7 protein-coding genes are annotated in these 11,232 nt (G+C 67.2%); 3 read left to right on the top strand and 4 right to left on the bottom strand.

Translation table 11 applies throughout. The annotated features are described in order from the left end of the window. Positions 1-368 precede the first annotated feature (368 nt). From GSQ95_RS03965 to GSQ95_RS03975, 3 genes are all read left to right on the top strand, one after another. On the top strand, positions 369-1,904 hold the full coding sequence (locus GSQ95_RS03965; protein ID WP_158893988.1) for an acetyl-CoA hydrolase/transferase family protein: 1,536 nt from the start codon (positions 369-371) through the stop codon (positions 1,902-1,904). Positions 1,905-2,147: 243 nt separating this feature from the next. Then, a complete protein-coding gene (pbpG, locus tag GSQ95_RS03970) occupies positions 2,148-3,059 on the top strand; it encodes a D-alanyl-D-alanine endopeptidase (protein ID WP_158893986.1) in 912 nt (303 codons plus the stop codon). Positions 3,060-3,243: 184 nt separating this feature from the next. After that, the gene (locus tag GSQ95_RS03975; protein ID WP_158893984.1) at positions 3,244-3,486 is read left to right on the top strand and encodes a hypothetical protein; all 243 of its coding nucleotides are present in this window, start codon (positions 3,244-3,246) and stop codon (positions 3,484-3,486) included. Here the strand turns inward: GSQ95_RS03975 and GSQ95_RS03980 are convergent. The 4 genes from GSQ95_RS03980 to GSQ95_RS03995 form a co-directional block, all read right to left on the bottom strand. Beyond that, positions 3,480-3,917, bottom strand: coding sequence for a GNAT family N-acetyltransferase (locus tag GSQ95_RS03980; RefSeq protein WP_158893982.1), 438 nt, complete (start codon positions 3,915-3,917; stop codon positions 3,480-3,482). The two genes, GSQ95_RS03975 and GSQ95_RS03980, sit on opposite strands and share 7 nt — an antisense overlap. A gap of 2 nt (positions 3,918-3,919) precedes the next feature. Continuing rightward, positions 3,920-4,930 (bottom strand): AI-2E family transporter, encoded by a 1,011-nt coding sequence (locus tag GSQ95_RS03985; protein WP_133862255.1) that lies wholly within the window; start codon positions 4,928-4,930, stop codon positions 3,920-3,922. A 118-nt stretch (positions 4,931-5,048) separates the two neighbouring features. Beyond that, positions 5,049-5,987 (bottom strand): diguanylate cyclase domain-containing protein, encoded by a 939-nt coding sequence (locus tag GSQ95_RS03990; protein WP_158893980.1) that lies wholly within the window; start codon positions 5,985-5,987, stop codon positions 5,049-5,051. Further along, positions 5,984-10,834: a PAS domain S-box protein gene (locus GSQ95_RS03995; RefSeq protein ID WP_158893978.1), complete on the bottom strand. Its 4,851-nt coding sequence runs from the start codon at positions 10,832-10,834 to the stop codon at positions 5,984-5,986. Before GSQ95_RS03995 ends, GSQ95_RS03990 begins: the two co-directional genes overlap by 4 nt. Positions 10,835-11,232 lie beyond the last annotated feature (398 nt).

Consider the following 11,232-nt stretch of genomic DNA (forward strand, 5'->3'; position numbering starts at 1 on the left):
CATGGACGGCCCGTGTAGGCCGACCCCGGAACGGCGCTGGCGTGAGCGGACCCGCAGCGCAGCGGAAGGCCGGATGTTCGGGGCAAGCGGTTTTGGTTACTTTTGTCGCGACTGACAAAAGTGACTCGCTCGGAAGAGCGAAACAAGAAGTGCCAGCAAAACTCGATAATCAGCTAGCACATCAAGACGATGGTTGGCTTGGGCAACGTTGGGCTTCGCTGTCGCTCAACCCAACCTACCGGACCCAACCTACGCCCCACTCCCCAAAATTTCCCGCCCACCCGACCTTTTGCTTAGGGACCTAAGCATCCCTTCGGCGTAGAATCCACATTCTTAGTGTGCTTTCGATAACACCCGCAGAGGTCGTCATGTCCCACCGTATTCGCCATCCCGGTTTCGCTGCCAAGCGCCAGAGCGCCGAGCAGGCCGCGCAGTTCATTGGTCACGGCATGACCGTGGGCATGAGCGGCTTCACCGGGGCCGGTTACCCCAAGGCCGTGCCCGGCGCCCTGGCCCAGCGCATCACCGCCAGCCACGGCGCCGGCGAGGCCTTTCGCATCAAGGTGCTGACCGGCGCCTCCACCGCACCGGAGCTGGACGGCGCCCTGGCGCGGGTCGATGGCATCGAGTTGCGAGTGCCCTTCCAGTCCGATCCGGAGTTGCGCAGCCGCATCAACGCCGGTGGCCTGGAGTACATGGACATCCACCTGGGCCAACTGGCGGAAAAGGTGCGCTATGGCTTCTTCGGCAAGATCGACGTGGCGGTGGTGGAGATCGCTGCGATCCGCGAAGACGGTCTGCTGGTGCCCTCCTCTTCGGTGGGCAACAACAAGACCTGGCTGGACATGGCCGATGCGGTGATCCTCGAGGTCAATCGCTGGCAGCCCGACGCCCTGGACGGCATGCACGACATCTACACCGACGGCGCCCTGCCGCCCCGGCGCACGCCGATCCCACTGACACATCCCGGCGACCGCATCGGCTCGCCCTATCTGGAGGTGCCGCTGGACAAGGTGGTGGCCGTGGTGGAGACCGATGCGCCCGACCGCAACAGTCCGTTCAAGGCCCCGGACGCCGCCTCCCAGGCCATCGCCGGGCATCTGCTGGACTTCCTCCGTTTCGAGGTGCGCCAGGGTCGTATCCCCGCCAATCTGCTGCCGCTCCAGTCGGGGGTCGGCAACATCGCCAACGCCTTCATGCAGGGCCTGGCCGCGAGTGAGTTCCAGGGGCTGACCGCCTTTACCGAGGTGATCCAGGACGGCATGCTGGAACTGCTTATCAGCGGCAAGATGGAACTGGCCTCGGCCACCTCCTTCTCCCTGAGTCCGGCGGGTATCGAGCGCTTCGTCGAGCACGCCGAGTCGCTGCGCCAGCGCATCATCCTGCGCCAGCAGGGCGTGAGCAATCACCCGGAACTGGTGCGGCGGCTGGGCTGCATCGCCCTGAACGGCATGCTCGAAGCCGACCTCTATGGCAACGTCAACTCCACCCACCAGATGGGTACCGGGATGATGAACGGCATCGGCGGCTCCGGCGACTTCGCCCGCAACGCCTATCTGTCGGTGTTCATGGCGCCGAGCATGGCCAAGAACGGGCTGATCTCGACCCTGGTGCCCATGGTCAGTCACGTCGATCACACCGAGCACGATGTCTCGGTGATCGTCACCGACCAGGGCCTGGCCGACCTGCGCATGCTCAGCCCCAAGCAGCGCGCCCGTGCCATCCTGGAGCACTGCGTGCATCCGAGCTTCCGTCCGGCACTGGAGGATTACTTCGACCGCGCCCTGGCCGGCAGCCATGGCAAGCACACCCCGCACCTGCTGCCCGAGGCGCTGGCCTGGCACGAACGCTACCTGGTCACCGGCAGCATGCTCGGCCCCACCGCCCAGGAAGCCCACGACTGAAAGGCAAGGCGCCCGAGGCCTCTCGGGCGCCCTTTCGCTCCGCCATCCCTGCCGTCCGTCGCCCATATGCAACTTATTGTGACTTTTTGCCAGCGCGCTGTGTAAAAAGCTGCCTTGTCGGATTCCCAGCCGACATTCCGGGTGATAAAAGACGTGAAATCTCTGAGCAATGTCCTTGATCTGCAAGGGGCATTGCCGTTCGCGGTTGTTCTAACCCCGCCCCCCCTTTCGAGAGCTGCCACCGTGAAGATCTGTCATCAACTTGCCGGCCTGTTGCTGGCTGGCTTGGTCGGGCTGAGTCCGGCCGTCCTGGCCCAGACCCCACCGAAGGTCAAGGCCGCGGCGGCCGCCACCGCCCAGCGCCTGGCCTCGAACCACGCCCTGGTCGTCGACCTCAAGACCAACCAGGTACTCTTTTCCCAGAATCCCGACCAGGTCGCCCCCATCGCTTCGGTGACCAAGCTGATGACCGCCATGGTGGTGCTCGATGCCCGGCTGCCGCTGGAGCAGACCATCGACATCGACATCAGCGAGAATCCGGCCATGCGCGGCATCTTCTCGCGGGTGCGCCTGGGCAGCCAGCTGACCCGGCGCGACATGCTGCAACTGGCGCTGATGTCCTCGGAAAACCGCGCCGCCACCAGCCTCGCCCATCACTATCCGGGTGGCCAGCGGGCCTTCGTCGCCGCCATGAATGCCAAGGCGCGCGCCCTGGGCATGAGAAACACCCGCTACGCCGAGCCCACCGGCCTGTCGCCGCTGAACGTCTCCACCGCGCGTGACCTGGTCACCCTGCTCAAGGCCACCGAGCACTACCCGCTGCTCGGCCAGCTCAGCACCACCCCGGAAAAGACCCAGGCCTTCCACAACCCCAACTATGCGCTGGGCTTTCGCAACACCAACCACCTGGTCTACAACGCCGACTGGAGCGTGCAGCTGACCAAGACCGGCTATACCGACAAGGCCGGTCACTGCCTGGTGATGCGTACCGTGATGGCCGGTCGTCCGGTGGCCTTCGTGGTGATGGACGCCTTCGGCAAGTTCACCCACATGGCCGACGCCACCCGCGTGCGCCGCTGGCTGGAAACCGGCGCCCTGAGCCCTCTGCCGGGCGCGCCCAAGGCCGGTCGCAGCACGGTGCTGGCGCGGCAGTAAGTTCTTGTCTGGCATGCCAGGAAGCCGCGTCTCGACGCGGCTTCCTGCTGTCCAGCACCTGGTGCTCGAAGAGCGGACGCCTGCTGCCCCGGCGAATCGGCCTCCTGGACTCCTTTGACCGCCGAGACGGGCACCCCGGGCATAAGGTGCGGTCTAGGGCTGTATCCCCTGCCTGGAACGCCCCATGAGCAAAGACGCGATCGCCCACGAGTACTACGAAACCCTCACCGGCCGCTGCTGGCTGGATGACGTGCGCGAATGGCGCCGCCTGCAGGCCGAGGCCCAGGCCGCCGCCGATCGCTACCTGGCCTGCCCGGAGGATCTGGGCACGCCCGAGCGCGAGCGCCTGGAGCAGCGCTGGCGCGCCATCAATGAGGAGGCCGGTGCCTTCTGGCAGCGCATGTGGGCGAATCTGGATCGTCAGTGAGTGCCAGGTGGCGACTGCTGCAGCGTCAGGCTAAAGACTTCGAAGCCTAGAGCACGCCAGAAGTCCTGCCCCCGGGCGTTGCAAGCAAGGACATTGAGTTGCACCGGCTGGTCCGCCGGCCACAGCCGATCGCGCAGATGGCCGTAAAAAGCCCGACCTAGGCCCTGCCGACGCTCTGCCGGCGCTATATAGAGATGACGCAGGAAGATTCGGTCGTCTTCCATGCGATAGAGTCCATAGCCCACCGGCACGCCGGCCCTTTCGGCCACGATGGCTTGGTACTCGTTATGGCTCAGCCAACCTGCCATGCGCTGGCGCAAGGCTGCTTCGGCAAGCGGCTGCGGACTGCCCTGATCGCGCTGTAGGCCTGCATTGAAGCCAGTCAGCAACTCAAGGTCGGCGAGTCCGGCCTGCCGATAGACGACCATCATCGCTAGACCAGCCCTTCCGCCCTCAACTCGCTCTTGAGATAGGCGTAGTACACCGGCGCCGCCACCAGCCCGGGCAGACCGAAGGCCGCCTCGAACACCAGCATGGCCACCAGCAATTCCCAGGAACGGGCGCTGATCTGGCCGCCGACGATGCGGGCGTTGAGGAAGTATTCCAGCTTGTGGATGGCGATCAGGTAGCCCAGCGCCGCCACCGCGACCCAGATCGACAGCGACAGGCCGGCGATGAAGATCAGGGTGTTAGACATCAGATTGCCGATCACCGGCAGCAGGCCAAGGATGAAGGTGAGGATCACCAGGGTCTTGGCCAGCGGCAGATGGACATCGAACAGCGGCAGCACGCCGAGCAGGAAGATGCCGGTCAGGGTGGTGTTGAGCAGCGATATCTTGATCTGGGCGAAGACGATGTTGCGAAAGGCCTGGGCCACCAGGCCGAGACGCACCAGCAGCGCGCCGGACAGCGGGCGCAGGCGCTCGGGATCGGGGGTGGGCTGCAGGGCGACGATGGCACCGAGGATCATGCCGATCAGCACGATGACGAAGGTCCGCGCCGCGTCGCGACCGAACAGCTGCAACTGCGCCACATGGGCGCGCACCCACTCCACCAGCTCCTGCTTCATGCTGTCGGCGTTGGCCGGCAGATAGGCGTCCAGCGAAGGCGGCAACTGGGCGCGGGCGCGCTCGGTGAGCACCATGAACTTGTCCAGCAGCCGTCCGGGGTTCTGCACCTCCTGGATGATGAAGCTGGTGAACCAGACGAAGAACAGCGTCAGCAGGCTCACCACCAGGGCGCCGAGCAGGGCCACGGCGAGCCAGCGCGCGCCGCCGCCGGGCATCTGCCGCTGCAGGCGCCCGGCCAGGGTGTTGACCAGTTCATACACCAGCAGGCCGGCCAGCAGGCTGGGCAGGAGCTTGAGCGGGAGAACCAGATAGAGCGCGGTGAAGACGATGATCCAGCTGGCCAAGATGGCCTGGCGTTGCGTGAAGGCGTACATAGATTACCGGCGGCAGAATCCCTGCCCGCAGTCTGACAGTCTGCCGCCTCGCCGCCCAGCCTGAACGCAGAAGAAAGCCTTCGACCTCTGTTACCCGGCGTTACCTGGCAGGCGCCCCTCAGCCAGCCAGTTCCGCGGCACAGACCCGGGCGCGGCCCTGGTGCTTGGCCGCATAGAGCTGGGCATCGGCGGCGGTGATCAGGGCGGCCGGATCGACGGTGGTCGGCGGCAGCGCGGTGGCCACGCCCAGACTCAGGGTGACGTAGCCGGTCACCGAGGAATAGCCGTGGGTCAGGCGCTGGTCGTGCACCTGTTGCAGCAGCCGCTCGGCGACCTGGGTGGCGCCTTCGAGATCGGTACCCGGCAGCAGGCAGCCGAATTCCTCGCCGCCGTAGCGCGCCAGCAGGTCATAGGGTCGGAACAGGCCCTGCCCCAGCGCCTGGGCGACCTGGCGCAGGCACTGGTCGCCGGCCAGGTGGCCATAGTGGTCGTTGTAGGCCTTGAAGTGATCGATATCCATGAGGATCAGCGAAAACGGCGTGCCTTCGCGCTGACTCTGGCGCCAGCCGCGCAGCAGCGCCTCGTCGAACTGGCGACGATTGGCGACGCCGGTGAGGCCATCGACCAGGGCGATGCTGCGCAGGGCGTCGCGTTGCGCCTTGAGGGTCAGCTGGGTGCGCACCCGAGCGCGGACGATGACCGGATTGATCGGCTTGCTGATGAAATCCACCGCGCCCAGCTCCAGGCCGGTCACCTCTTCGTCCGGGCCTTCCTGGCCGGTGACGAAGATCACCGGGATGGCGGCCGTGGCCGGCTCGGCCTGCAGCCGGCGCAGGACCTCGTGGCCGTCGAGCTGGGGCATCATCACGTCGAGCAGGATCAGATCCGGCTGCTGGGCCAGGGCCAGTTGCAGGGCCTGGGCGCCGCTGGTGGCCATCAGGGTCTCGCAATCCTGGCGAAAGAGTTCGTGGAGGATGCGGATGTTCAGCGGTTGGTCGTCGACGATCAGCAGCTTGGGCTTGCTGCGTCCGGCGGCCTGCGCGGTCGGCGGAGTCATAGGGCTTCCTTCAGATCAGGCAGGGTAGTGAGTGCCGCCGCGAAGTCGAGGGTCTCGACCTGGGCGCGCAAGAGGTCGTAGCGCACCTGGGCTTCGGCGCGGCAGTGCACGGGCAGCTCGGCGATCAGTTCCAGGGCATCGAGATTGCCCTGGCTGAGCAACTGTTCGAGTTCGTCCAGGCGGGCGCGCCAGTCGACCTGGGTGTCGGTGGGGGTTGCGGTTTCGGCAATGACGGGCGGTGGCAGGAGCTCGGCCAGGGCGCTGCGCAAGTCGACCAGGGCTTCGTCGAGCAACTGTCGCAGGGTCGTCAGTTCCATCGCCACCTCCAGGGGGACACTCGCGCCGGCCTTGCCGGCGCGTTCGCCTTCGGCGGCGCGCGCGGCCAGACGCTGGGCACCCATGGTGCCGGCGCTGCCCTTGAGGGAGTGTAGTACGGCCACCGCTGCCTCGCTGTCGCCGGCGTGCCAGGCTCGGGCCAGTCCTTCCAGCAGGCTGACGGAGTCCTCGGCAAAGCGTTCCAGCAGCGTGCCGAACAGCCGGGCATCGCCTCCGAAGCGGCGCAGGACGAGGCTCAGGGGTTCCACCTGGCGATCCTCGCCGACCGGCGCGGCAACGGACGCGGCGCTGACCTCCTGGCCGGTCAGGCGTTGCAGGCGGGCGACCAGCAATTCCAGGTCGATGGGCTTGCCGATATGGTCGTCCATGCCGGCGGCCAGGCAGGCGTCGCGGTCGGTATGGGAGGCATTGGCGGTCATCGCCAGGATCGGCAGGGTACGGAAACGCCCATCGGCGCGGATGCGGCGGGTGGCTTCCAGGCCATCGATGTCGGGCATCTGCATGTCCATGATGACCACGTCCAGCGGCGCGCCGGAGAGCACCCGCTCGACGCCTTCCAGCCCACCCTCGGCCAGTTCCACCTGGGCGCCCTGGGCCAGCAGCAACTCGGCGGCCACCTGGCGGTTGAGGGCATTGTCTTCCACCACCAGCAGCCGCAGGCCGGCCAGCCGGTGGCTCTCGTCGACCACCGCGGCGGCGTGCACACCGGCCGGGATCTCGGCGCCCAGGGCCCGCTCCACCACCTCGACGATCTGCGCCGGGGTCACCGGCTTGGTCAGGTAGTCGTCGAAGGGCGCATCGGCGCTCTGCTGGGTTTCGGACAGGAAGTCGCGGCCGAAGCCGGTGAGCATGATGACCTTGGGCCGGTTGTCGGCCTGCCGCTCGCGCAGCCGCCGGGCCGCCAGCAGGCCATCGCCGTCGGGCATGCGCCAGTCCATCAGCACCGCCTCATAGGGCTGCGCCTGCTGCTGGGCCTGCGCGACCCGCGCGAGGGCGGCGGCGCCGCTGGTGACCAGGTCCACCTGCCAGCCGAGGGCGGCCAGGGTTTCCACCAGCACCTCGCCGACCAGGGTGTTGTCGTCGGCCAGCAGCACCCGCCGGCGTACCGGCGCGAGCTGGGCCTCGCCCTGGCTGTCCACCGCCAGGGCGGCATCGAACCAGAAGCGGCTGCCCACCCCCAGCTCGCTCTCCACCTGCAACTGGCCGTCCATCAGCTCCACCAGGCGCTTGCAGATGGCCAGGCCCAGCCCGGTCCCGCCAAAGCGCCGGCTGATCGAGGCCTCGGCCTGGGTGAAGCCCTGGAACAGCTGCTCCTGATGGGCCGGACTGATGCCGATACCGGTGTCCTGCACCGAGAATTCCAGACGCAACTGACCATCCGCCCGCGCCAGCTGGCGCACGCTGACCAGCACCTGCCCCGCCTCGGTGAACTTGAGGGCGTTACCGGCCAGGTTGATGAGGATCTGCTGCAGGCGCAGGCTGTCGCCGATCAGGGCGGTGGGCAGCCCGGCATCCAGGTGGTAGTTGATCTCGACGTTCTTCTCGCCGCTGTTGCCCGAGAGCACCACGCCCAGGTTGCGCAGCACCTGCTCCAGGCTGAAGGGATGGACATCCAGCTGCAGCTTGCCGGCTTCGATCTTGGAATAGTCCAGCACATCGTTGAGCAGCCCCAGCAGCGAACGCGCCGCCTGCTGGGTCTTGGTCAGGTAATCGCCCTGGCGCGCGTCGAGCGTGGTGCGCTGCAGCAGTTGCAGCATGCCCAGCACGGCGTTCATCGGGGTGCGGATCTCGTGGCTCATGTTGGCCAGGAAGGACGACTTGGCCTGGCTGGCCAGATCGGCGCGGGTACGCTCTTCGCGTAACCGGTGTTCCAGCTCCAACTGCTCGGTGATGTCGCGGTTGATGCCCACCACCCGCAATACCCGGCCGCGCGGATCGCGCTCGGTGCGGGCGCCAGCGATGATGTGCCGCAGCGAGCCATCCCGACGGCGGATGCGGAACACCGGATCGAACACCGCGCGACCGGCCATGGCGGCGCCCAGGCGCTCTTCGGCGCTGCCCAGGTCGTCGGGGTGCACGCGGTCGCGCCAGTCGTTGTAGGTGATGCCGCGAGTGCGCTGCTCCTCGCTCCATTCGTAGAGATCGAACATCCGCTCGTTGCACTGCACCTGGCCGGTGTCGGGCTGCCAGCACCAGATGCCGAGCTGGGCAACATCGGCAGCCATGGTCAGCTGATCGCGGGTCTGCACGAGCGCTTGGCGCTGGCGACTCTGTTCGGTGATGTCGGCGATGATGGCCACCGCCAGGCGCTCGCCATCGGTCCACATCACCCCCAGGCTCAGGGTGATGGGGAAGACACTGCCGTCCGCCCGGCGCCCCTCCATTTCCTGGCCCTGTTGAGCGGTATTGTCGTCGGGCACCGCCTGCGAGCAGCTGAACAGCGCCTCGTAGCCGGCCAGATAGCCGGGAATCAGCCGGCGAATGGGTTGACCGATCACCTCGGCCGCGCGATAGCCGAAGATGCGTTCGCCGGCCGGGTTGAAGGAGCGCACCAGGCCATTGCTGTCCACGGTGACGATGGGGCTGACCGCGGTGTCCAGGATCGCCCGGGTCAGGGCCAGGCTGGCAGCCAGCTCCTGCTCGGCGGCCTTGCGCTCGGTGACATCGGAGGCGATGCCCAGATAGCCGCTGACCTGGCCCGAGACATCGCGCATGGTGGTCACCACCAGGCTGACGTCGCGGTGTTCGCCGTCGCGGCGGACGAAGGTCCACTCGCGGGCATCGGCACCGGCGCGTTCGGAGCGCTCCACCAGCACCCGGAAGCCGGCGACCGGCAGCCCGTATTCGGCTTCCAGGGCCGCGCCCTGGGTCGCCAGTTCTTCCGGCAGATGGAAGTCGCTGGCCTGCCAGAGCCCCACCACCTCGGCGGCACGATAGCCCAGCAGGCGCTCGGCGCCTTCATTGAACAGGGTGATGCGACCCTCGTGGTCGGTGGCGATGATGCCCACTTCGGAGGCCGCGCGCAGCACGTCGCCGAGCAGGCGGTTGGTCTGGCTGAGTTCGACGGTGCGCTGGGCCACCTGCTCTTCCAGCCGGGCATTGAGCGCCAGGATCTCGGCCTGGGCGGCCTTCTGCAGCGAGATGTCGCGCACCGTCTTGGAGGCGCCGACCACCCGGCCGTCACGGCCGCGCATGGGCGAGACGCTGACCAGGACATCGATGAGGCGGCCGTCGCGGTGCTGGCGACGGGTCTCGAAGTGCGGTACCGGCTCGCCGCGGCCGATGCGGGCCAGCACCGACCATTCCTCGTGCTCCAGCTCGGTGGGCACCACCAGGTCGAGCAGGCGCTGGCCCACGGCTTCGCTGGCGCTGTAGCCGAACAGCTCCTCCGCGGCGTGGTTCCAGCTCAGCACCACGCCCTGGAGGTCCTTGCTGATGATGCCGTCGGACGAGCTTTCCACCACCGCGGTGAGGTTGGCCTGGTCCTGCTGATACTGGCGGCGCCGCTGGCGCGTGGTCATCACGGTGAAGGTGAGGCCGGCGGCCAGCAGGCTGAACAGCTTGCCGAACAGATGCACCAGCGGCACCGAGACCAGGTGCTGGGCGGCGACAAAGGTCGGGGTGGCGGTGAGCGCCAGTTGCCATTGGCGGCCATAGACCTTCTGCACCAGCCGCCGCTCGGTCGGTGCCTCGGTGCCCTGTTCTTCTTCCTCGCCCTGGCGATAGAACAGGCTGGGGGCCTCGGGAAGGGTCACATCGCTCAGCCGGATGATCAGTCCGGGAATGTTCAGGCGCATGCTGCCGAACATCTCACCGATGCTCAGGGGCACATAGGACCAGCCGATGGTCGCCGCCTCGCGGGCCGTCGGATCGGCCGGCGCCTGCCCGCCCTGGTAGATGGGCAGCAGCATCAGAAAGCCGGGCTCCGGCGGCTGGGAGGCCTGCAGCTGCAACGGACCGGTCAGGTGGATGTCGCCATGGCGCATGGACAGCACGGCGGCCTCGCGGCGGGTAGGATCGGAGGCCGTATCCAGGCCGATGGCCTTCAAATTGCGCCAGGCGGGTTCGAGATACTGGACGACGTAGCGATCGCCGTCGTGCGGCGCGAAGGTGCGGATGCTGAAGTCGGGCCAGCCGTCGGCACGAGCCTCGCGCAGAAAGCGGGCTACGTCGGCCTGAGGCACACGGCGAATGAAGCCGACGCCACGGGCACCGCGAAACTCCTGGCCCAGGTCATGGACCCGCCCGTAGTCGCCGAGCAGCTCGCGCGACAGGTTGCCGCCGGCGACCACCACCACATCACGCATGCCGATCAGGCTGTATTCGTAGATGCGCAGCCGATCCAGCACCTGATCGCGAACGTCATCGGCGACGTCGTCCAGGGCCCTGCGCAGCTGCTGTTCATTGCGCTCGGTCAGATGGCGCATGGTCAGGCTGGTCAGCAGGACGCCGAACAGAAAGACGCCGAGACTCCAGCGTACGCGAGAGGATTTGCACAGCCTGCTGAACATGAAGCCCCTGGTGGCAAAGGGTGCCACGCCGTAGATTAGGCGGTGCCAGGAGCGGGAAGCGCGGACGGAGCAGGGCCTCCACCAGACCTGGCGGTAACAGCTACCCCATCGGCGGGAAAAAAGGCTTTCTTGATACCGCGGATCGGGCGTCGGGCCGAGGCGCAGCGGGCGATCCGCGCAAAGCGGCAGGCCAGAGCAAGTTCACGCGCTAATCAGTTTTACTGTTTCTGACGAGTGGTCCAGGCCCAGTCAACGTCCGGCGGCGATTTGCTGACCTGCCGGACAGCAAAAAGGGAGCGCCGACCTGACGTCGACGCTCCCTTTTCAAGGACCTGCCGCGCGGACTAGATGCGGAAGCCACCCACCAGCCGCTGCAGGCGACCGGCCTCGGCTTCCAG

Source organism: Pseudomonas sp. BAV 4579, assembly GCF_009765395.1.
Taxonomy (GTDB): Bacteria; Pseudomonadota; Gammaproteobacteria; order Pseudomonadales; family Pseudomonadaceae; genus Chryseomonas; species Chryseomonas aestiva.

Excerpts from the sequence above, each read along its gene's own strand:
- GSQ95_RS03995 (WP_158893978.1), bottom strand. The coding sequence starts at position 10,834 with ATGTTCAGCAGGCTGTGCAAATCCTCTCGCGTACGCTGGAGTCTCGGC.
- GSQ95_RS03980 (WP_158893982.1), bottom strand. The coding sequence starts at position 3,917 with ATGATGGTCGTCTATCGGCAGGCCGGACTCGCCGACCTTGAGTTGCTG.
- GSQ95_RS03990 (WP_158893980.1), bottom strand. The coding sequence starts at position 5,987 with ATGACTCCGCCGACCGCGCAGGCCGCCGGACGCAGCAAGCCCAAGCTG.
- GSQ95_RS03965 (WP_158893988.1), top strand. The coding sequence starts at position 369 with ATGTCCCACCGTATTCGCCATCCCGGTTTCGCTGCCAAGCGCCAGAGC.
- GSQ95_RS03975 (WP_158893984.1), top strand. The coding sequence starts at position 3,244 with ATGAGCAAAGACGCGATCGCCCACGAGTACTACGAAACCCTCACCGGC.
- GSQ95_RS03985 (WP_133862255.1), bottom strand. The coding sequence starts at position 4,930 with ATGTACGCCTTCACGCAACGCCAGGCCATCTTGGCCAGCTGGATCATC.